The sequence below is a fragment of the Endozoicomonas sp. ISHI1 genome, from assembly GCF_024606225.1.
Lineage (GTDB): Bacteria > Pseudomonadota > Gammaproteobacteria > Pseudomonadales > Endozoicomonadaceae > Endozoicomonas_A.
The window spans coordinates 1-20,129 of the sequence record NZ_JAGRPU010000027.1; the positions used below are offsets into that span (position 1 = coordinate 1).

Consider the following 20,129-nt stretch of genomic DNA (forward strand, 5'->3'; position numbering starts at 1 on the left):
GGAGCATGGCCAGCAACGACCATGCGGAAGAGTCTACAAAAGTGCTGCATCTCTATCGAGTCACAAAAGCGGATACCACAGCGGGATACAAACCTGTGTCGAGATCAAGGTCGGGGCGGATGGTCAGCGGCGACCATGCGGGAAAGTCTGCAAGGATGCTCAAGCCCTGTCGAATCACAAAATAAATATCCATGGCAAGCAACGAACCTGTGAAATGATTGTGGTCAGGGAGGATGGTCAACAGCGGCCATGCGGGAAGGTTTACAGGAATGCTAAAGTCCTGAGCAATCACAAAAGACGAGATCACACCGGGCAACAAGTACACTCCGGGCAAAAAGTCTGTGAAGTGATCGTGGTCGGGGAGCATGGCCAGCAACGACCATGCGGAAGAGTCTACAAAAGTGCTGCATCTCTATCGAGTCACAAAAGCGGATACCACAGCGGGATACAAACCTGTGTCGAGATCAAGGTCGGGGCGGATGGTCAGTGGCGACCATGCGGGAGAGTCTGCAAGGATGCTCAAGCCCTGTCGAATCACAAACGCAGACATCGAAAACGCAAGCCTGCTGATCTGGACGAGGACGATAAACTCAGTGCTCCAGCAGATAAAGTGAATAAGTGTGATTACCTGAGGAACTGACGGACTAATACATATCAACACCTTAGCAGCCGCCTTTTCGGTCAGGCTCCCGGGTTCATCTCTACAAAAAAAATCTATCGAGGTAAAAATGAAGAAAACACAATCTGCGGCACTGCTGTTGCTGCTCTCGTTTTCAGTCATTTGCCAGGCCCAAACGTCGACAAGGCGTTTTGTGGTCGAGATTAAACAGGATCAGGATACAGGTTCTCCAGACCAGTTCTTTTCAGATATTGCTGACACAAACGGCTACGCAGGGTGCGGTTTACTGCCAGATGTTAAACCACCCGGAAGCGGTTATGGGTTAAAAACGCCCCTTATTGAGTCCATTTCGTGGCAATGGCTTTGCGCCACGAATCTGCTGGTTGCTTACGAACTGGTTCTGACTACCAATGCAGTCTCTGGCTTCAAACCTTATTCATGGCTAACTTCAGAAGTGTTTGTCGCTGTCGGCTGGCTTTTGAAAGGCTATTGGAATCCCGATTCACCGCTGTTTAACTCGATAGAGCGACTGGAGGCAATTCAGGATGACCCGTTTGCGATCACCACTATGACGCTTCCCGGACAAAACCAAAATGGGCAACAACAAAGCCAGCCGTCAGCGTCATCCGGTCAGCAAGCCTCGGGAGCAACCACAAGCACTCATCTTACAGGCTCCAATACCTGCCCCCTGCCTTCTGGCTCTGGCGGCGGTCAGGAAGACCCTGAAAAACGCCTGCATACTTTCGGCATAAATTGTCACGTCGGTTTCTGTAGTGGCGTTTGTATACTCCGACCATCATTGGATAACAGTGAACTAGTTGAAGGGCCGTTGAATTCCGAAGAAAGTTCAGCAGACGACACAGGATCAACACCCGGACGAAGCTCAGTTCCTCCCTTTTCAGTTGAAGATATTTTTCGGTTTCCGATCCGAAATGATCTTCCCACGCAAGTTCACCGGGAAGAGCCCAGACTATTTCTTTCAGCATTACGCTCAATGAATGCTGAGGCAGCGCATACACCTCTGGTCTGTGACGAGATGCTGACCACGATGGATGGCGAGCGGCGGCCATGCGGAGTGGTTCGCAGGAATGCCGAAATGATGTTGCGTCACACCAGAACACACCACACTGGGCCACAATTCTGTGACGTAATAATGGTCGGGTCGTCGGATAACGATCCACGATTATGCGGGAGGATCTTTTATAATGTTCACGAGCTTTCGAGACACATAAGATGCCATGGCAGATCGCCTAACAGATGGCGTGATAGAAGATATAGAAGGCGTTGAAAACTCAAGTGTGTTGATGTGAACGATGATGCCTTCAGAGGGTAAGGAGTGATTGCGCTTTTGACAGAAAAGGATGCATATTCTATTGATCCATTACTTTCTTGGTCTATCTTTTGCCCTTAGAAACTGCAAAAGTGGATGTAATGATTGAGTTATGAAAAACTTTTTCTCAGCGACACTGCTGTTGTTGCTATTCTCTCCGTCTGCCATCTGTCAGGCTGAATCACTGACAAGACGTTTTCTTGTCGAGCTTCAGGGTGGAAGCTCTCCAAAAAAGAGCTTTTCTATAAAGCCAGACCATCACACATTGTTAAACAGTGCGTCGTACCTTGCCAACACAAACGACTATACAGAAGCAGTTTTGCCATATGATGGCAAACCGCACAGAGTCGACGGTTGCAGGGATAAAACGTCTTTTTTTGAGTCCATATCGTGGCAATTGATTTATGCCACTAGTACGCTGGTTGCTTACGAGCTGATTATGAGTACCCATGACGCAGCTCTGAGCGCCAAATCCTATTCATCGATACCTTTAGAAGCGTTTTTAGCTGTTGGCTGGCTTTTAGGAAGCTATTGGGGCGCTGGTTCGCCACTGTTCAACCCGATGGATCAACTGCATTCATACCAAGGTGATCCGTTTGCGATCACCACTATGATGCTACCCGGAAGTGGTCAACAACAAACCCCGCCATCAGCATCATCCAGTCAGCAAGCCTCAGGAGCAACCACAACCACAACCAACTGTTGTACAGGCTCTGTCACTTCTCCTCTGTCGTCTGGCTCTGGTGGCAATAGCGAAGGCCCTGATCAACGCCAACATACTCTGGGTTTAAATTGTTACGTCGATTCCTGTCATGGCGTTTGTAGGCTCGGATCATCATCCGATGACAAAGCGTCTGTTGAAGGAGCGCTAAATTCCGAAAAAAGTACGACAGATCACGCAGGAGCAACAGCCGGGCAAAGCACATCCTCCAGTGTTGTTGATCAATCCGACTCTGAAAAGAGCATTATAAGAGGCATGAAGATAGAATTAATGGGCATCGTTCCTCCTCTGCTTTCGATGAATGAACGTGTGTGCGGGCTGGGAACGTCGGGCAAGACCAGAGGCCAACTTCAGTTTGAAGTAACCGCTGATTTCGATTGCACCCAGGAAGAAAAGCGGCAGATACAGGCTGAGGTGGAGGGCTTCCTGCGGGAAAATGTTCCGGAGCGGCTGCGCAATGAGTTTACACTCAGAATCAGATACATCGGGCCTATAGAATTTTTGTAGACAGGTGTTTCTCATTGCTTTGAGTATATTGGGTATTTTCGTTTAAAGCCTCGTAATCTCTCGGTATGGATCAAACTGAACTTTTGCATTGGTCAGACTCTGTCAGCTTCTTCGCAGCGAGTTCTTGCCCGGTAAAAGCTTGGTTTTTGACATAGTAAGGATACTTTTTTTCTTGATTCATTACCTTCTTGGTCTACTCTCCTTCCTTAAAAACTGCAAAGTAGGGTAATGAAAAAATAATGAGAAACTCATTATCGGCGGCGCTACTGTTGCTCTTGCTCGTGTTGCCTGTCGTCGGTCAGGCTGAACTTTTATCAAGAGATTTTGTTGTCGAGTTTGAACAGGACGGAGGCGCTCCAAAAGGTAGCTTTTCTATAAAGCGTGATCTTAATGCAGTGTCGTATAATCCGTCATGCTGTGTCGACACAAATAATGACGCAGGTTCAATTTTTCCGCCTGAAGACAAACCATACCGGCATGGTCGTTACGGTGAAACAACGTCCCTCATTGAATCGATCTCGTGGGAATTGATTTACGCCACTCATCTGCTGCTTGCTTACAAACTGGTTCTGACCACCAGCGACAACTCTCTCGGGGCCAAAGCTTATTCATGGTTACCTGTAGAAGCGTTTGCCGCTGTTGGCCTGCTTTTGAAAAGCTATTGGAACGCTCATTCACCCCTGTTTAACACGATGGATCAACTGGAGGCAGCATCTATGTTGATGCAGGAGAATCACCCGGTTTTGATCACCACCAGAAAAAAACCCGAAAATGGCGAAGGACAAAACGGGCAACAAAACCAACCACAAAGCCAACCATCTCAATCGCAAGCCTCAGGAACAATGCCTCATCTCATGGCTGCTTTCTCCAGCTTCATGTCTTCCGGCTCTGGCGGCGGTGGCAACCAGGGCCCTGAGCAACCCCGGCATACTATGAGTTTCAATTGTTACGTCGATTCTTGCCATGGCTTTTGCAGACTCCGACAATTCGGTAGCAGTGAATCAGTTGCAGGGTCGCGGAGTTCCGAAAGAAGTTCGACGGGCCACACTAATCGTGGCATGACAGGAACGCGAACCTATCAGCTAGGAGTCGGTAGTTCTATGCTTATTGTCATTCCATCAATTGCATTTCGCGATCGACAAAACTCAGCATCAATTGGCCATCTTGTGGCTGGTTTCGACCCCTCGACTTGCAGTGAACCTTGGGTTCGTACCGTCATGTCACGTTCAGAAGCCGACAGGTTCCCATTTGAGCGATTTCGGCCATACGGCGTTATGGTAAGCGACGCTAATGGTGATCTAAGGGAGCTTGGGAACCATACTATGAGTTTTAATTGTTTCTTCGATTCCTGCAATGGCTTTTGCAGACTCCGACAATCCGGCGGTAGTGAATCAGTTGAAGGGTCGCTGAGCTTCGAAGGAAGTTCGGCGGGCCTGACTCATCACGGCATGACAGGAACACAAACCTTTCAGCCCCAAGCCGGTGGATCTCCGGTGAGTGTCATTCCATCAGGTGCAAATGGCGAAGGACAAAACTGGCGACAAAACCAACCACAAAGCCAGCCATCTCAATCGCAAGCCTCAGGAGCAATCTCCCATCTTGTGGCTGGTTTCGACCCCATGTCTTGCGGCTTTGGCCGTGGATCTTCGTTTCTTAACACCCTATCAGCCGAGTCATTACCATTTCGGCGACTTCGGCCAATAAGCGACGCTCATAATCCATCAACGGAGCTTGCGGGCACCCCGGAAGATTCCAACGACACCCGCGGAACAGGGCAGGATGACGATGTCGATATGGAATAGTCCACAGCGTTCAACAAGCCTGTGACTCGTTCCGGGGCTCCAGAGGTCGTCGCAAAAGTTTTGTTCTCATCTCGGCCCCACAGGGCCAGAAGACCCGCAGAGCCTGAAAGCATGAGAATGGATTGCGAGCGTTTTGCGATGTCGGCAAAAAGGCGGAGGTTTGGGGGGCTCAAACCGTATTACAAAGCAGCAATGAAGTTCTTTAGGGTAATGATGATCAAAACCAGTACCATCAGGGAAAAGTCCAGACCTCCCAAAGGGGGAATCACTCGTCTGATCCTGCTGCTCAGAGGCTCGGTCAGTTGATGCAGCAGCATCAGGCCCGGGTTGTAACTGCCGGGCGCTACCCAGCTGGCAATGGCGATGATGATCAGGCTGAACATATAAATGTTCAAGATTTCACCCGCCAGCTCTTTGAGGCTGATAATCAGGATCTGGGGAAAAGGAATCGCCTCAGCAGCCAAACCCTGAACCATAAAGAGTACGTAAACCAGGAGTATCTGCAAGATCAGGGCAAGGATCAGGGAAGCCAGATCAAGGCCTCCCATTCCCGGAATCACTTTCCTGAGAGGATTCAGTAGTGGGGAAGTGACTTTGACAATGGCTTGGGAGATGGGGTTATAAAAGTCTGCTTTAACCAGTTGCAGCAGAAAGCGCAGCAGTACAGCCATGATGTACAGACCTCCCAGGGTCTGTATCAGAAAGACGAGGCTGGAGGAGAATGCCGACATAAAAATCCTTCGTGTTTAAGCAGCCATGAATGTTAAATAAAACAGCCATGAGCGTTAAATAAAATTCAGCAAGCCGGGGAAGCGAGATGGCTTATGAGGCTGTGCCCTACGTCCTGACCAGTTTACTATGAAACTTCCGGGTGCGGGAAATAGCAGTTAACGTCTACTAGTCAGCCAAATGTTCTGCCAGTTCTGCACCCCTTTCTTTTGCAGACTTAACCGCTTTGTAAACCACGGCTTCGAAGCCTTCCTCGCGGAAGGTTTTTAAAGCCCGTTCAGTGGTGCCGCCAGGAGAGGTGACTCTTCTGCGAAGCTCGGCAGCATCAATATCACTCTGAATAGCCATGTTTGCAGCTCCCAGAGCGGTTTGCAATGAAAAGCGTTCAGCGGTTTCATGATCCAGCCCCAGCCTGACCCCGGCTTCTGCCATCGCTTCCATCAGCAGGAAAAAGTAAGCGGGACCTGAGCCTGACAAGGCGGTAATGGTATCGACCTGTTCTTCTCTCTCCAGCCAGTGAAGAATGCCAATCGGTGAAAAAATCTCATTGGCAATGGCTTTCAGTTCATCCGTCACCCGACTATTGGGGAACAGGCCTGTGGCGCCACAATGCAAGAGTGATGGTGTATTAGGCATACTGCGGACAATCGGCAGCCCTCCACCACTCCAGACATCCAGACTGTCAAGACGAATACCGGCGGCGACGGAAATAATGAAAGGTTTTTGTTTCTGAAGTACCGGTGACAGTTCAGTCAGAACCGCTTTCATCATCTGGGGTTTAACGGCAAGCACCACAATGTCCGCTTTTGCTGCTGCTTCCAGGCTGCGGGTAGATGTGTGAATGCCGAGTTCTTCAGAACGCTTTTTGGCACTTGCTTCCGTACGACAAGAAGCGAATATTCTGTCTTTGGGCCAACCGTGCTCAATCAATCCACCCATGATGCTGGTGGCCATATTGCCAGCACCGATGAATGCAATGGTCTTATTGGTCATTCTTAATTCCTTGGTGGTTATGACGCCTGGCCCCGAACAGAGCTGTACCAATGCGAACCATGGTAGCCCCTTCAGCAATGGCAGCCTCCAGGTCTCCGGTCATTCCCATGGATAATGTGTCCATAGTTAGATGGTGCCCACGGTTAAGAGATTCAAGGGCATCAGCCAGCCTTTTGAAGGGAGCCCGCTGTTTACTTTCATCGGCTTCCGGTGCGGGTATTGCCATTAGCCCACGCAACCGTAGTCTCGGTAATTGAGATATGGCCGCTGCCAGTTCAGGAAGTTCTGCCAGAGTGGCTCCGGATTTGCTTTCTTCTTCGCTGACATTGACCTGAAGACAGATATTCAGGGGTGGCAGTTCTTCCGGGCGTTGATCATTCAGTCGTTGGGCAATTTTAAAACGATCGACACTGTGTACCCACTGGAAGTGAGAGGCAATATCGCGGGTTTTATTCGACTGGATGGGCCCGATAAAGTGCCAGACCAAGCCTTCCAGGTCACAGAGTTGGGTGATTTTATCCACAGCCTCCTGCAAATAGTTTTCGCCAAAATCCCGCTGGCCCAGCTGCCAGGCTTCAGCAATCATCTCGGCGGGCTTGGTTTTACTGACTGCCAGAAGTTTCACCTGGCCTTCCCGAACGCTGGCTTGTTCGGCCTTATAAATTCTTTCAAAAACCTGGTCGAATTGACTTTTTAATGAGGTCATCAGCCTGTACAGTAGTGCGTTAATAGGTAGAAACCGATATTTCGGTCGAAAATAAGAAGATGTCCCGGTCTATTTTACCTGCGTCCGGGTTTCAGGGGGAAATTCATGGACATAACCGAACTGCTGGCCTTCAGTTATAAGCAAGGCGCTTCGGATCTTCACATCTCAGCTGGCCTTCCGCCTATGATTCGTATAGACGGAGATATTCGCCGGATTAACCTGCCTCCTATGGATCACAAGCAAGTTCACAGCCTGATCTATGACGTCATGAACGACAAACAGCGAAAAGACTACGAAGATAAGCTGGAAACGGACTTCTCCTTTGAAGTTCCCGGGGTCGCCCGTTTTCGTGTCAACGCCTTTAACCAGAGCCGCGGAGCCGGTGCCGTATTTCGAACTATCCCCAGCAAAGTGCTCTCCCTGGAAGATCTGGGCATGGGTCAGGTGTTCAAGGATATTGCCCTGAAGCCCCGGGGTCTGGTGTTGGTGACCGGTCCTACAGGTTCCGGTAAAAGTACCAGTCTGGCGGCCATGATGGATTTTATCAATGACAATAAGTATGAGCATATACTGACCATCGAAGATCCCATTGAATTTGTCCACACGTCGAAAAAATGTCTGGTAAATCAGCGGGAAGTTCACAGGGATACTCACAGTTTCAGCGACGCACTGCGCTCAGCACTGCGTGAAGACCCCGATATTATTCTGGTGGGGGAGCTGCGTGACCTTGAAACCATTCGTCTTGCCCTGACTGCTGCAGAAACCGGACACCTGGTTTTCGGAACCCTGCACACCACCTCCGCAGCCAAGACCATTGACCGTGTGGTGGACGTATTTCCGGGAGCAGAAAAAGCCATGGTGCGCTCGATGCTTTCAGAATCACTGCAGGCGGTTATCTCCCAGACTCTGCTCAAGAAAAACGGTGGCGGACGTGTGGCAGCCCACGAGATCATGATCGGTACTTCCGCTATCCGTAACCTGATCCGCGAAGACAAGATTGCCCAGATGTACTCTGCTATCCAGACCGGCGGTTCCCTTGGCATGCAGACACTGGATCAGTGCCTCCATGAGCTGGTGAGAAAAGGCCAGATTGCCAGAGATGTGGCCCAGGAAAAAGCCCGGGACCCGGAAAACTTCTGACTATGGATATTAACCGCTTACTCAAAGTGATGGCCGAAAAGAAGGCCTCTGACCTGTTTATCACGGCTGGCTTTCCGCCCAGTTTTAAACTCAATGGCAGGATCGTTCCTGTCAGCAAGGAGCCTCTTACAGCCACCATGACACGGGATATGGTGTACGGTGTTATGGATGAGGATCAGAAAGCTGAATTTAATCGGGAGCATGAATGCAACTTTGCGATTTCAGCGTCTACAATCGGTCGTTTTCGTGTCAGTGCCTTCTATCAGCGAAATCTGGCTGGCATGGTATTGAGAAGGATTGAGACTGAGATTCCGACGCTGGACCAGCTCAAGTTGCCGAAGACGATCAAAGACCTTGCGCTGGCCCGGCGTGGTCTGGTGCTTTTTGTCGGGGCGACCGGTGTCGGCAAATCTACTTCTCTTGCGGCGATGATCGGGCATCGGAATGAGCATGCCTGCGGGCACATAATCAGTATTGAAGACCCGATTGAATTTATTCATCAACATGGCAAATCCATTGTCACTCAGCGTGAAGTGGGCATTGATACCGAGTCATACGCTGTGGGTCTGAAAAATACCCTGCGACAGGCGCCGGATGTCATTATGATTGGTGAAATCAGAACCCGTGAAACCATGGAATATGCCATGGCATTCGCAGAGACAGGGCACCTCTGTCTGGCAACACTGCATGCCAATAACGCTAATCAGGCTCTGGAAAGGATTATTCATTTCTTCCCGGCGGATCGTCACACTCAGATATGGATGGATTTATCCCTGAACCTGAAGGGCATTATTGCCCAGCAGCTGGTGAGAACCCGAAAAGGTAAAGGCCGTCGGGCAGCTGTTGAGGTTCTTCTCAATACCCCCTTGATTCAGGATACGATCCGTAACGGTGATGTTCACGAACTCAAGACGATTATGAAGAATTCACGTGAGCTGGGTATGCAAACGTTTGATCAGGCATTGTTTGAACTATACGACAATGGAGATATTACTTACGAAGCCGCCCTGGCTCATGCTGATTCACCCAACGACCTGCGCCTTTTGATTAAACTGGGGTCAGGGGCTAATGGTGAGCATTTGACCAAAATGGCGGACAAGCTTAGTCTGCAGCATGAGGAGATTTTCTAGCAGCCTGTCGGACTTAAGCGTCCGTAGCGAGGATTGCAAGAAATTGAGGATAAAAATTTCTGCTTCTGAGGAGAATAGCGAGCTATTTGACGAAGAAGCAGGAATTTTCAGACCAATTTATTGCAACCGCAGTAGGACAGCCTTAAGTCCGACAGGCTGCTAGGAGCCTGACCGAGAATAGCTGCCCTACTGCGGCGACAGCAAATTGGTCTAAAAATCCGCTTTTGTTCGTCAAATAGCTAGCTATTCTCCTCACAAAACCGAATTTTTATCCTCAATTTTCTGCCGTCCTCGCTACGGGCGCTATTCTCGGTCAGGCTCCTAGTCGTGTATGAGTATGAGCTAGAGAAGATCCTTGAGGGAGGGGGTCATATCCCCCAGACACTCATCGATGTAATTCTGCTGAAGGGTTTTAAGATTTTCTTTGGTGAAAATATCGGTATGGGTGTCTGCTTTGGTGAGACGGTTCAGGCAGCGTTCCTGCGCTGTATCCGTTTCACGCAATTCTCTTGGCAGCAGAATGATGTTCATCAGTTCCCGATTACCCTTCATATCTACCTGCTCCACTAAACTGCCTATGCAACATAAAGCACAGTCTGGCAGGCCCTTCGTCACCCTTTGTGCGTAGTCCGCCTCCATCCCAAAACCAATGAGCGCACTGGGTGTTACTTTGCGCCGGATCTCAAATCTCTGTGGCGAAATAATTGACAGGTGTTCAATACTTCCGAAGCAGCGATCGCCGCCTTCAATGTACAACGTCTGAGTCAGTGTATTCTTGTCGGGAACCTGATTTTGCAGTGAGATGCCATCAACCAGAAAAGCATGACTGAATGTGCCGCTGCCTCCGTAAGCGGCAGAATAACTCATCAACACCTGCCGGTTTTCCATCTCTCCGATTAATTGGTAGCTGGAGTATGTGGGTAAGCCGGCCTCACTGTTGTCTTTGGGTTGATCGTTTTTCTCAAAAACGGCTTGCCAGGGGTCAGGCTTTTTGAAAGGGTACTTGATGTATTTATTCAGACAGTCATTCAGTTTGATGGTTTTCTTGCCCGGGGAGTGGCTGGTTTTTCCCAGACTGGCGAAAGGCTCAAAGCAGAGAGGGTGAATAATGTCCCTCTCACTGGCCCGGGATTTCAAACACGGGGCGACCAAGAATAGAATCAACAGAGTTGAAAGAGCGTAGCTAGAGCACCGGGTTGTTCTCATCGTTCATCCAGCCTTCCAGTATGATTTGTGCTGCCATACCATCGACCGGATTAGAGCCATAGTGTCCACTATGACCCAGTTTGTTTGCCCAGTCTTTGGCTTCAAAAGAGCTTAGACGCTCATCCGCTTCATAGAAAGGCAGGTTGTAACGACCATGAAGACGTTTGCCGAATTTTCTGGCACGCATCGACATCTGGGACTCGGTGCCATCCATATTCAAAGGGATACCGACCACTACTGCATCAGGCTGCCATTCTTTTATCAGCGCGGCGATATCGGCCCAGTTGGGAATACCGTCTTTTGCTTTGACAGAGGGCAATGCGGTTGCTGTTCGGGTCACAGCCTGACCGACGGCCACGCCAATGTTGCGTGTACCAAAGTCAAAGCCCATCAGCGTGTTCAGTTTTTTTTCAGTCATGTTTTCTTAAACGTTGCCAGAGATAGATTTTCGTTAAGGAGCGTCAAGAGTGGCCAACCTGATCAGAGAGCAGTCGAAGATCGACCCCCAGTGATTTGGCGGCAGCATCAAGACGTCGCTGAAAAGGCGTTTCGAAAATAATCTGTTGATTCGCTTTGCAGGTGAGCCAGGCATTATCAGACAACTCTCTTTCAAGCTGACCCCCACCCCAGCCAGCATAACCCAGGGCTACCAGCGAATCATCAGGGCCTTCGTCCCGGGCCATGGCGAATAGAATGTCTCTGGAAGTGGTTAGCTGAAGCCCTTGGCTGATTTCCAGACTGGACTCCCAGTGATCGCTGCCAGAGTGAAGCACAAAGCCTCTTTCAACTGATACAGGGCCGCCGGCATAAATTGCATCGGGACTAAGGAAACATTCTTCTGCGTCCTTGATGCCTACCTGACTGAAAATTTCACCCAGTGTCAGTCCGATCGGGCGATTAATGATAATTCCCAACGCTCCGGCGGGGCTGTGTTCACAAACCAGAGTCAGAGTGCCTGCAAAAGAAGTATCGGCCATGCTGGGCATAGCGATCAGGAAGTGGTTTTTGAAGCTTTGAAAGGTTTCTCTGCTCATGAGGGGAGTATCAGGGCAAACGGCCCCGATGGCAAATAAAGCACTCAATGACTGCCGACATACAAGCGTTACTGGCTGAACAGTCTGTCACCCTTTTCAAAACGCCAGGTACGAATGATTTCGACAATATCGTAATCCCGTAAATCATCTGTGAAGGGCGCGTAGGGAGCCGCTAATCTCACGATTCGGATAGCTGCATCATCCAGAACGCTATAACCTGAAGATTTTAAGATTTCGATATTAGACAGAGTGCCATCACGGTTAATGGCGACCATCAGCCGGAGCTCGCCATAAAGTTGTTGTTGGCGGGCTTTGGCGGGATAATTCAGGTTGCCGATACGCTCGACTTTCTGCTTCCAGGCATTTTTGTAAGCAGCACCGGGTTCAAATAGGGTGGAGGCTGAGGTCAGTCGTTTTACGTTAGGGCGCTTGGCGTAGGCCTGACGCTGATCACTGAGCTGAGCTTCAAGGCTGGCAATCTCCTGACGCAGATCAATGTGCTTGCGGGGCTCGGCTTTTTTGGGCTGTTCGGTTGTGGGCTGGTCAATAACGTCACTGTCCTGAACCTTTTTCTTGCTCTCAGCCCGGGTAACTACCTGTGGTGTTTTCTCTGCCTGTGTTTCAGGTGCTGCAGCTTCCTGAGGCTGAAGCTTTACCTCGTTAATTTGATTGTCCTGAATATCTGCTTTGCGATCAGTAGTGGGTATGTCTTTCTTTTCAAGTGTGCCACTGCCCTGCTGATTCAGCTGGGCCAGAAAGTCGGCATCTTTTGGTTTTTCCTGGCTCTTATAAGTTGCAAGGGCGACTTCCAGCGTTTTTGGAGGTGGAGCCTTGTCCTCAAGACCAAAAGACAGACCGAGCACAATCACGGCATGAACAGCGGCTGCCATGAAAATGGTAAAGCCTAAGCGGTCGGCGGAAGAAACGGTCGTCATTGACGGTGTGGGCCTCTTGAACACTGCATCCTGGATTTTATAAATGAACTCCCTCAAGCTGGAAGGTTGTTTCAATACCTTACCAGCTATTTGTGCATTGTCATCAATGAAAATGGGGTGCGCAAGTACTGTTTTCAGGGTTTGGGGACTTATTTTTGAAACGGCACTACCTCACTTGTCTACTGGTAGCGATAATTGTGTAATATTGAGGTTTGAGAAAGTTCAGCACACTCATTACTGTGAATATCCTTTGAGCGAAGGGCAATGAAATTTACGTTTAAAAATCTGGGGTATGTGGATCAGGGGTCAATAGAGTTGGGAGATATGACCAATAATTCTAAGTAGTTTCATGGCTATCGTTACCATGCATCTATTTTGCTCGTAAAAAGCCTGACCCGGTTGGGACAGTCTGCCAGCAGAGTTGTAATAAAACACTTTTTTATCAGCCTGACTTTGAATTAAAATACTAAATGCCAGGCAATATGTCTGAGTACTTTAATTTGCCTGTCCTCATACCAAAGAGTCGCCAATGAGTAAAACCTTTGATTAAGAATCTCATCCCGGGATGATAGAGAACGACAGCTTTTGGAGTCAACCAATTAAAATCGACTCAAGCTCCTGAGAGTATTTTGAAAAAATAACACTCATTTTCTTTTGAACCCGGCTTTTTCTATCAATTGTCAGTGTTGTTAACTGAGTAGTCATGGAACTCATACCTATCTCACGCTGTAGAGTCGGCTTTTCAGGGATGTATAAAATTATACTTGAGTAAAACTTAATCATGGTTATACTTGGGTAAAATATCAGGAGGAAAGCATTATGTCGTCCATAGCTGTCAGGAAGTCCGGTGGAGCCAGTATCGTCAGTATACCCAAAGCCGTACTGAAAACCTTGGGGATAACAGTAGGGTCAAAGCTGAACCTGTCCATTGAGGACAACAAGATTGTCTTGTCCCCTGTCAAAGAAGAGTTAACACTTGAAGCCCTGCTTGAAGGAAGCCCGACCGAACGTCTGGTCATGACCGACGAGGACAAAGAGTGGGTGGACATGTTACCTGTCGGTAAGGAAGTTTGATGTACATACCAGAGCGAGGCGATATTGTACTCATCAATTTTGAACCCGGTAGTGGCAGGGAGATCATGAAAACCCGCCCGGGTTATGTGCTTTCCCGTAGACTTCTTAACCAGCATACAGGGCTCGCCATCATCGCCCCTGTTACCAGTACCATTCGAGGTGTCAAACTGGAAGTGCTGTTAACCAAAACAATGACGACCCACGGGTCTATTCTGGTTCACCAGATGAAATCCATGGATTTTGAGTGCCGGGGTGCTCGTTTCGTAGAGAAATCACCGGAATCCGTCATTGATCAAGTAGACAAGATAGCGAAGGTAATTATCTCCTGACAACTCATCGCCTGCTCTGCAAAAGGCAGTTGATGTGTATCATTGAGGTTTGAGAAAGTTCGCTACACTCATTAGTCACTATCAATTGTCAGTGTTGCTAACTGAGCGGTCATTATCGTCAGGGTGAATTTTCTATATCTTTTTAAAACATATTTAATGCTTATCCCAAGTGATAGGAGTATTTATTTTATTGATTAACTGCCATGGAGGTAATGGGTATGAATATACAGGGATGTCCAGCAGCCAATCTCACTAACATCAATAACTGGAAAAATATTCTGGTTGATCGAACACTCATTGACGGAATTGGTGGGTTCAAAGGTGGCGAGAAAGAAGTGACATTTCACTCAGTGCAAGCAGACAGAAATTACAGTGTTTCTGTCTGTGCCAGTAGCGATGAAAATAGATTAGTTGATGTCAATGTCACAGCTGAAACAGGCAGGAAAAATATTTTTAGCCGTATGGTTGGTGCCATTGTTGATGCATTTCAAAGGTTAGACCCAATAGGTGGTATGAAAGTTTTTGAAACTCGTGCGCACCAAATGAAGAGTAAACTTGAAAATGATATTCTGAATCAGGCTATGGATGCCGCTTGTAGAGAGGACGCCGATAAAGAGACCATCAAAAATGCATTTAAAGCCGCAACTCAGTTTAATAAAAAATTTGGTATTGATGAAGTTGATAATGAACATCGTTTAAGACTGGCAACATTTTTTTCGACGAAATATAAAGATAAGTCTTTGCTTCTTCAATTGGGTAAGGAACTTCAATCCAAAATCAAGAAATTTAAACAAAGCTTTCCATGCTGTTTTAACAATGATGAAAGATTTTATCTCGATCAAATGTACCACAAGCTTCAAAGAATCATACAATTATTGTCGTCTTCAAAGAAATTTAACTGATTCTGAATGAAATGTTTCTCGATGAAGAGGGGGGGATAAAACCCTCCCCCTTTTTTTGATCACAGGACAGACAACTTCTCCTCAATCTTATCCATCAACCTGTCACCAATGCGGATACCAAACTGATCATCCAACTGTCGTATACAGGTGGGTGAGGTAACGTTGATCTCGGTCAGGTATTCTCCAATGACGTCCAGCCCGACAAACAGCAGGCCTTTTTCTTTCAGTACCGGAGCCACCTGTTCAGCGATCCAGTAATCTTTTTCGGTCAGCGCCTGACCCACACCACTGCCGCCGGCGGCAAGGTTGCCACGCAGTTCACCCTCGGCGGGAATACGTGCCAGAGCGTAAGGTATGGGTTCGCCGTCGATCAGAAGTATGCGTTTGTCACCTGCCTTGATCTCGGGAATGTACTTTTGGATCATGGCCTGTTGTTGCCCGTGTTGGGTCAGGGTTTCGACAATCACACTGAAGTTCTGGTCATTGGCGTGAGTTCTGAAAATAGACGACCCTCCCATGCCATCCAGTGGTTTGAGAACCACATCACCGTGTTTCTCAGCAAAGGCTTTCAGGTGTCTCGCACTGCGGGCCACCATGACCGGAGGCGTACACTGAGGGAACAGGGTGGCAAACATTTTTTCGTTGCAGTCACGAATACTCTGGGGTTTGTTGACCACCAGTGTGCCAGCCGCCTCAGCCTGTTCCAGCAGATAGGTGCTGTATATAAACTCCATGTCAAAAGGAGGGTCTTTACGCATCAGAATGACATTCAGAGTACTCAGAGGCTGCTCTTCCCGGTCTCCCAGAGAATAAAAATCCTCCGGATTGTAGCGGGCCTGCAAGGGGCGCATACTGCCATAGGCGACACCTTCTGACTGATACAGGTCTTCCTGCTGCATATAGAACAGCTCCCAGCCTTTTTCCCGGGCTGCGACCAGCATTGCCAGAGTACTGTCCTTTTTGTATTCGATGGACTCAATAGGGTCCATCACGACGCCGAGTTTAATAGTCATTGCAAGTCCGGGCGATCAAAAACCGCAGTGTATTCTTAATTGAGTCCTTCATCTATTTTGCAGGCTCAGCCAGAGCCTCTCCCATCCTGATCTCCGATCCCGCTTCGAATGACTCAAGCCAGTCAACCTGATCTTTGCCAAAGAGAACAATGGCGGTAGAGCCCATTTTGAATCGACCCATTTCATCACCCCGACTCAGGGAGACCTGTTTTGCAGAGTCTTTGCCGTAGTGAAAGGTACGAACTTCTTTTCTGATGGGGGTAACCAGTCCAGCCCATACGGTTTCAATACTGGCAACAATCATGGCACCGACCATGATAACGGCCATCGGTCCGTGCTCAGTGTCAAAAATAGCCACGACCCGTTCATTGCGGGCAAACAGGTTAGGGATGTTTTCAACGGTGCCCTGATTTACCGAGAATAAACGACCAGGAACGTGGATCATTTTGCGAAGAGTGCCACCGAAAGGTGTGTGAACACGATGGTAGTCACGGGGAGAAAGGTAGATGGTAGCGAACTTTCCCCCCATGAATTCCTGACCCAGATCACTGTCTCCGCCCAGCAGTTCAATCAGACTGTAGTCGTGCCCTTTGGCCTGAAAAACCCTGCCATTTTCAATATTGCCAAGCTGGCTGACTTCGCCATCAGCAGGACTGACGATCAGACTTTCATCTTCAGGCAGGGGACGCATCCCCTCTTTCAGAGAGCGTGTGAAGAAATCGTTAAAGTGAAGGTAATCTTCAGAATTTTCACGTTCTGCCTCGCTCATATCAACATCATACTGTTTGATGATACGTCGGATCAGTGCGTTCTTGAACCTGGGGCAGGTGCACTCAACAAAGCAGTATACCGCCCTTGAAATAAGGTGGTGAGGCAGGAAATATTGGATAAAGGCAAATAATCGTTCTTTCACAGTCAGGACTCATCCTGTTTTTGAGTGATGTTGGATTGTAATAATGAGAACCGGGTCTCACAAGTCAGCAATGAAATAGACAATGTGTGCACTGCTTGCGATTAAACAGTGCAGTCATCCCTCAGGTTTCGATAGGAGTGTCTGGTAGATTACCCCACTCTGACCAGGAGCCATCGTAAGCTCTGATAGAAAACCCCAGAGACTTACCTACCAGATAGGTAAACCCCGAACGATGATGGCTCTGACAATGGGTAATCACCTTTTTGTCCGGGGTAATGCCGAGCTGTTCAAGAACACCGGCGATGTCGCTGCGAATTCTGAGATTACGGTCATGATCCATGGCCAGTGTCCATTCAAGGTTCACGGCTCCCGGGATGTGGCCTCCTCTTTGGGAGAAACGTTTTTCACCCTGGTATTCATCAGCTGATCGGGCATCCCAGATCACGGTGTTCGGGTCTTCCAGAGAATCCATGATGAACTCTTTGCTGGCTATCACGGAGTTGTCAATCTTCAGATCAACCCGGGTAGGCTCAGGACGGTTAATGGTACTTTCGGTGGGATGGCCCTCTTTCAGCCAGACGTGCGCACCACCGTTCAGGTAGCTGTATTTCTTGTGTCCGATCACATCCAGAGTCCAGATGAAACGGCCCGCCCAGCCACCGCCTTCGTCATCATAAACAACAATGTGTTTGTTTTTGCTGTAGCCAATGTTGGAGAGCATCTGGCTCAGCTGTTCAACGGCAGGCAATTTGCCTGCGGCAGGTTTTACACCAGAAACCATGCTCTGTGGCGCAACACTGACCGCACCGGGAACATGAGAATGGTCGTACAGTCGCGGGTTACACAAGTCTACTATCAGCAGGTTTTCGTGCCCCAGCAGAGGCGCCAGCTGTTCAGCTTCAAGAATCAGTGGCAGATCTTCTATCGAATTCATTTTACTTCTTCTTTCATGGCTCATGAGATAAAGCGATAGCATATGCTATCACGGACCTGTCAGACGTCCAGAGAGTTGACAATCTGTTTGTAACTGAACATTCTTTCTTCCAGAATCTCGCCATTTTCCAGAGCCTGTTTCAAGGCGCAGCCCGGTTCTTTCTCATGCTGGCAGTCGCGGAAACGGCAATGACCGAGATAAGGTCTGAATTCCCTGAAACCCTCAAGAACCGACTGGGCATCAATATGCCAGAGGCCGAATTCCCGAATGCCGGGTGAGTCAATCAACATGCCACCTGCGGGGAAGTGAAAGAGTTTTGCGGCGGTGGTTGTATGCATACCTTTGCCGGTCGCTTCGGACAGCTCACCGACGCGGATATCAACACCAGGTAACAGGGCATTAACCAGAGAAGATTTGCCTACACCACTCTGCCCGACAAAGACACTGACATGCTCATCCAGCAGAGCCTTGAGAGGGGCCAGTCCATCTTCGGAGCGGGTAGAGGCCCGGAGGGCCTGATAACCAATATCTTCATAAATCGACAGCATGTCGTTCATCAGTTCCATGCCCTCATCATCCAGCAGGTCGATTTTGTTCAGCAACAGTACGGGTTCGATGCCTACGGTCTCAGCAGCCACCAGATAACGGTCAATCAGGTTGGCGTGGGGAATGGGTATTGGCGCTATGACCAACACGATGTAGTCGATATTGGCGGCAACGGGTTTGATTCGACCATGGTTGTCAGGTCGGGTTAGCAGGCTGGTGCGATCTTCAAGGGCAACCACCACTCCGGTTCCGTCTTTCAGAGACGGGCGCCATACCACCTGATCGCCGGTGACCAGAGGTGGCAGGTTGGTTCGCAGGTGACATCGATGAATAGCCCCGGGTTGGCCTGGTGGCTCAATATCCAGTGTTGCACCATAGTGGGCGATGACCAGACCCTGTTGTTCAGGCCCCAGGTTATCGTCCTGCATTTGCTGCTCAATAAGCTGTTCTCGCTTTTGGGCCCGGGCAATGCGCTCCTGCTGGACCTTCTCTATGCGCCATTTCTGTTTGCGCGTCAGTTTGCGCTTACTCATGGTTTGCTCAAGGTTTTACCTGATCTGCTGAATAGGGTTCTGGCTTTTCATGGCTCCTGACCGTGAATAGCCTTTGTCTCGCCGATGCCCATATTTTTAAATGGGTAGACAGAAGGTGCCAATCAATATTGAGCCGCAGAGCGGTCAGTTGGGAGCGAGTGTAGGTTTCACGGAGGGATTATGATCGGTTAGACTTAATAAGTCAGCCATGGCTTTCTTCATTTGCAATTATTTTTTTATGAAAATGTCACAGGATTGGGTTTAGGGCTATTTCAAATGCTTAGCTCCGGGCCGTGTTCACTGCAAACGGGCTGGCACATCACTTCATAGGAAATCGGGTGCTTGATGGCTAAAGCAGACAACCTTGTCTGGATCGACCTGGAAATGACCGGTCTTGATCCTGAACAGGACCAAATTCTGGAAATTGCGACAATTGTTACAGATGGTCAGCTGAATTTTATTGCTGAAGGCCCGGTGATAGCGGTGCATCAAAGCGATGCAGTGCTGGAGAATATGAATGAGTGGTGTATCAAAACCCACGGTGAAACGGGATTGACCCAGAGAGTCCGTGAGAGCCAGATCAGCCTGACTGAAGCTGAGCAAATGACTCTGGCCTTTCTCAGACAGCATTCCGATGCCGGTGCCTCTCCCATGTGCGGGAACAGTATTGGTCAGGATCGCCGCTTTCTGAACCTTTACATGACAGAGCTTCATAATTTCTTCCACTACCGCAATATCGATGTCAGCACGTTAAAAGAGTTAGCAAAAAGGTGGAAGCCTGAGATGCTGGATCATTTTACCAAGAAAGGCACTCATCTGGCGTTGGAAGATATTCGCGAATCCATCGAAGAGCTGCGTTTCTACCGTCAGCACTTTATTCAATCCTGATCAGATAATCAGAACAGTGACTCTGAAAAAAGAGTGGCTGTTCTTTTTCGTCAGTTCTTTTTCATCATTGCAGCTCTGACAGCAAAAGCCAGATAGCTTCAGTCAGACATATACGTTAAGCTGCCCACCCCTCCATGTCTTCAGC

Annotated in this window: 21 protein-coding genes; 10 read left to right on the plus strand and 11 right to left on the minus strand. The window is 48.8% G+C overall.

Going from position 1 to position 20,129, the window contains the following annotated elements; all coding sequences use genetic code 11:
• The 4 genes from KBW69_RS16280 to KBW69_RS16295 all read left to right on the plus strand — a co-directional run.
• The coding region (locus KBW69_RS16280; RefSeq protein WP_257281536.1) for a hypothetical protein at positions 1–640 on the plus strand (640 nt) is incomplete at its 5' end.
• A gap of 88 nt (positions 641–728) precedes the next feature.
• Complete coding sequence (locus tag KBW69_RS16285) at positions 729–1,907, plus strand: hypothetical protein (RefSeq protein WP_257254758.1); 1,179 nt, start codon at positions 729–731, stop codon at positions 1,905–1,907.
• A 154-nt stretch (positions 1,908–2,061) separates the two neighbouring features.
• Entirely contained in the window at positions 2,062–3,177 is a 1,116-nt protein-coding gene (locus KBW69_RS16290; RefSeq protein ID WP_257281537.1) for a hypothetical protein, read from the plus strand.
• Positions 3,178–3,416: 239 nt separating this feature from the next.
• Positions 3,417–4,979, plus strand: a complete 1,563-nt coding sequence (locus KBW69_RS16295; protein ID WP_257254760.1) for a hypothetical protein — start codon at positions 3,417–3,419, stop codon at positions 4,977–4,979.
• 179 nt (positions 4,980–5,158) lie between these two features.
• On the opposite strand, the gene KBW69_RS16300 is transcribed toward KBW69_RS16295, so the two are convergent.
• The 3 genes from KBW69_RS16300 to KBW69_RS16310 all read right to left on the minus strand — a co-directional run bounded on the left by KBW69_RS16300 (position 5,159) and on the right by KBW69_RS16310 (position 7,407).
• Positions 5,159–5,710, minus strand: coding sequence for a YggT family protein (locus tag KBW69_RS16300; protein ID WP_257254761.1), 552 nt, complete (start codon positions 5,708–5,710; stop codon positions 5,159–5,161).
• A gap of 166 nt (positions 5,711–5,876) precedes the next feature.
• On the minus strand, positions 5,877–6,701 hold the full coding sequence (gene proC / locus KBW69_RS16305) for a pyrroline-5-carboxylate reductase (RefSeq protein ID WP_257254762.1): 825 nt from the start codon (positions 6,699–6,701) through the stop codon (positions 5,877–5,879).
• Positions 6,691–7,407: a YggS family pyridoxal phosphate-dependent enzyme gene (locus tag KBW69_RS16310; protein ID WP_257254763.1), complete on the minus strand. Its 717-nt coding sequence runs from the start codon at positions 7,405–7,407 to the stop codon at positions 6,691–6,693. Before KBW69_RS16310 ends, proC begins: the two co-directional genes overlap by 11 nt.
• A 105-nt stretch (positions 7,408–7,512) precedes the next feature.
• Between KBW69_RS16310 and KBW69_RS16315 the strand changes: the two genes are divergently transcribed.
• Both KBW69_RS16315 and KBW69_RS16320 read left to right on the plus strand, forming a co-directional pair.
• Positions 7,513–8,547, plus strand: coding sequence for a type IV pilus twitching motility protein PilT (locus KBW69_RS16315; protein ID WP_257255071.1), 1,035 nt, complete (start codon positions 7,513–7,515; stop codon positions 8,545–8,547).
• A 2-nt stretch (positions 8,548–8,549) separates the two neighbouring features.
• The gene (locus KBW69_RS16320) at positions 8,550–9,677 is read left to right on the plus strand and encodes a PilT/PilU family type 4a pilus ATPase (protein ID WP_257281538.1); all 1,128 of its coding nucleotides are present in this window, start codon (positions 8,550–8,552) and stop codon (positions 9,675–9,677) included.
• A 342-nt stretch (positions 9,678–10,019) separates the two neighbouring features.
• On the opposite strand, the gene KBW69_RS16325 is transcribed toward KBW69_RS16320, so the two are convergent.
• Genes KBW69_RS16325 through KBW69_RS16340 form a run of 4 tightly spaced genes read right to left on the minus strand, consistent with a single transcriptional unit; the run spans position 10,020 to position 12,852 of the window.
• Positions 10,020–10,883: a hypothetical protein gene (locus tag KBW69_RS16325; RefSeq protein WP_257281539.1), complete on the minus strand. Its 864-nt coding sequence runs from the start codon at positions 10,881–10,883 to the stop codon at positions 10,020–10,022.
• Positions 10,861–11,301 carry a Holliday junction resolvase RuvX gene (gene ruvX, locus KBW69_RS16330; protein WP_257274972.1) on the minus strand — a complete coding sequence of 147 codons (441 nt, stop codon included), beginning with the start codon at positions 11,299–11,301 and terminating at the stop codon, positions 10,861–10,863. Before ruvX ends, KBW69_RS16325 begins: the two co-directional genes overlap by 23 nt.
• Before the next feature lie 43 nt (positions 11,302–11,344).
• Positions 11,345–11,965: a YqgE/AlgH family protein gene (locus KBW69_RS16335; protein WP_257281540.1), complete on the minus strand. Its 621-nt coding sequence runs from the start codon at positions 11,963–11,965 to the stop codon at positions 11,345–11,347.
• A gap of 20 nt (positions 11,966–11,985) precedes the next feature.
• On the minus strand, positions 11,986–12,852 hold the full coding sequence (locus KBW69_RS16340; RefSeq protein ID WP_257281541.1) for an energy transducer TonB: 867 nt from the start codon (positions 12,850–12,852) through the stop codon (positions 11,986–11,988).
• A gap of 819 nt (positions 12,853–13,671) precedes the next feature.
• Between KBW69_RS16340 and KBW69_RS16345 the strand changes: the two genes are divergently transcribed.
• From KBW69_RS16345 to KBW69_RS16355, 3 genes are all read left to right on the plus strand, one after another.
• Entirely contained in the window at positions 13,672–13,926 is a 255-nt protein-coding gene (locus KBW69_RS16345; RefSeq protein ID WP_257281542.1) for an AbrB/MazE/SpoVT family DNA-binding domain-containing protein, read from the plus strand.
• Complete coding sequence (locus KBW69_RS16350) at positions 13,926–14,255, plus strand: type II toxin-antitoxin system PemK/MazF family toxin (RefSeq protein WP_257281543.1); 330 nt, start codon at positions 13,926–13,928, stop codon at positions 14,253–14,255. Before KBW69_RS16345 ends, KBW69_RS16350 begins: the two co-directional genes overlap by 1 nt.
• 218 nt (positions 14,256–14,473) lie before the next feature.
• Positions 14,474–15,157, plus strand: a complete 684-nt coding sequence (locus KBW69_RS16355; RefSeq protein ID WP_257281544.1) for a hypothetical protein — start codon at positions 14,474–14,476, stop codon at positions 15,155–15,157.
• A 59-nt stretch (positions 15,158–15,216) separates the two neighbouring features.
• On the opposite strand, the gene gshB is transcribed toward KBW69_RS16355, so the two are convergent.
• The 4 genes from gshB to rsgA form a co-directional block, all read right to left on the minus strand.
• Positions 15,217–16,170: a glutathione synthase gene (gene gshB, locus KBW69_RS16360; protein ID WP_257281545.1), complete on the minus strand. Its 954-nt coding sequence runs from the start codon at positions 16,168–16,170 to the stop codon at positions 15,217–15,219.
• Between the two features lie 52 nt (positions 16,171–16,222).
• Positions 16,223–17,083 carry an archaetidylserine decarboxylase gene (asd, locus tag KBW69_RS16365; protein WP_257281546.1) on the minus strand — a complete coding sequence of 287 codons (861 nt, stop codon included), beginning with the start codon at positions 17,081–17,083 and terminating at the stop codon, positions 16,223–16,225.
• A 121-nt stretch (positions 17,084–17,204) separates the two neighbouring features.
• Positions 17,205–18,017: a sulfurtransferase gene (locus KBW69_RS16370; RefSeq protein ID WP_257281547.1), complete on the minus strand. Its 813-nt coding sequence runs from the start codon at positions 18,015–18,017 to the stop codon at positions 17,205–17,207.
• A 59-nt stretch (positions 18,018–18,076) separates the two neighbouring features.
• Positions 18,077–19,096, minus strand: a complete 1,020-nt coding sequence (gene rsgA, locus KBW69_RS16375) for a small ribosomal subunit biogenesis GTPase RsgA (RefSeq protein WP_257281548.1) — start codon at positions 19,094–19,096, stop codon at positions 18,077–18,079.
• Positions 19,097–19,441: 345 nt separating this feature from the next.
• Between rsgA and orn the strand changes: the two genes are divergently transcribed.
• Positions 19,442–19,984 (plus strand): oligoribonuclease, encoded by a 543-nt coding sequence (orn, locus tag KBW69_RS16380; protein WP_257281549.1) that lies wholly within the window; start codon positions 19,442–19,444, stop codon positions 19,982–19,984.
• Positions 19,985–20,129: the final 145 nt, after the last annotated feature.

What these genes read in the sequence shown, in the direction of transcription:
- gshB (WP_257281545.1), bottom strand. Translation starts at nt 16,170, where the DNA reads ATGACTATTAAACTCGGCGTCGTGATGGACCCTATTGAGTCCATCGAA.
- KBW69_RS16315 (WP_257255071.1), top strand. Translation starts at nt 7,513, where the DNA reads ATGGACATAACCGAACTGCTGGCCTTCAGTTATAAGCAAGGCGCTTCG.
- KBW69_RS16325 (WP_257281539.1), bottom strand. Translation starts at nt 10,883, where the DNA reads ATGAGAACAACCCGGTGCTCTAGCTACGCTCTTTCAACTCTGTTGATT.
- KBW69_RS16345 (WP_257281542.1), top strand. Translation starts at nt 13,672, where the DNA reads ATGTCGTCCATAGCTGTCAGGAAGTCCGGTGGAGCCAGTATCGTCAGT.
- orn (WP_257281549.1), top strand. Translation starts at nt 19,442, where the DNA reads ATGGCTAAAGCAGACAACCTTGTCTGGATCGACCTGGAAATGACCGGT.
- rsgA (WP_257281548.1), bottom strand. Translation starts at nt 19,096, where the DNA reads ATGAGTAAGCGCAAACTGACGCGCAAACAGAAATGGCGCATAGAGAAG.
- KBW69_RS16320 (WP_257281538.1), top strand. Translation starts at nt 8,550, where the DNA reads ATGGATATTAACCGCTTACTCAAAGTGATGGCCGAAAAGAAGGCCTCT.
- KBW69_RS16355 (WP_257281544.1), top strand. Translation starts at nt 14,474, where the DNA reads ATGAATATACAGGGATGTCCAGCAGCCAATCTCACTAACATCAATAAC.
- KBW69_RS16295 (WP_257254760.1), top strand. Translation starts at nt 3,417, where the DNA reads ATGAGAAACTCATTATCGGCGGCGCTACTGTTGCTCTTGCTCGTGTTG.
- KBW69_RS16340 (WP_257281541.1), bottom strand. Translation starts at nt 12,852, where the DNA reads ATGACGACCGTTTCTTCCGCCGACCGCTTAGGCTTTACCATTTTCATG.
- proC (WP_257254762.1), bottom strand. Translation starts at nt 6,701, where the DNA reads ATGACCAATAAGACCATTGCATTCATCGGTGCTGGCAATATGGCCACC.
- KBW69_RS16300 (WP_257254761.1), bottom strand. Translation starts at nt 5,710, where the DNA reads ATGTCGGCATTCTCCTCCAGCCTCGTCTTTCTGATACAGACCCTGGGA.
- KBW69_RS16370 (WP_257281547.1), bottom strand. Translation starts at nt 18,017, where the DNA reads ATGAATTCGATAGAAGATCTGCCACTGATTCTTGAAGCTGAACAGCTG.
- KBW69_RS16290 (WP_257281537.1), top strand. Translation starts at nt 2,062, where the DNA reads ATGAAAAACTTTTTCTCAGCGACACTGCTGTTGTTGCTATTCTCTCCG.
- ruvX (WP_257274972.1), bottom strand. Translation starts at nt 11,301, where the DNA reads ATGACTGAAAAAAAACTGAACACGCTGATGGGCTTTGACTTTGGTACA.
- KBW69_RS16310 (WP_257254763.1), bottom strand. Translation starts at nt 7,407, where the DNA reads ATGACCTCATTAAAAAGTCAATTCGACCAGGTTTTTGAAAGAATTTAT.
- KBW69_RS16285 (WP_257254758.1), top strand. Translation starts at nt 729, where the DNA reads ATGAAGAAAACACAATCTGCGGCACTGCTGTTGCTGCTCTCGTTTTCA.
- KBW69_RS16350 (WP_257281543.1), top strand. Translation starts at nt 13,926, where the DNA reads ATGTACATACCAGAGCGAGGCGATATTGTACTCATCAATTTTGAACCC.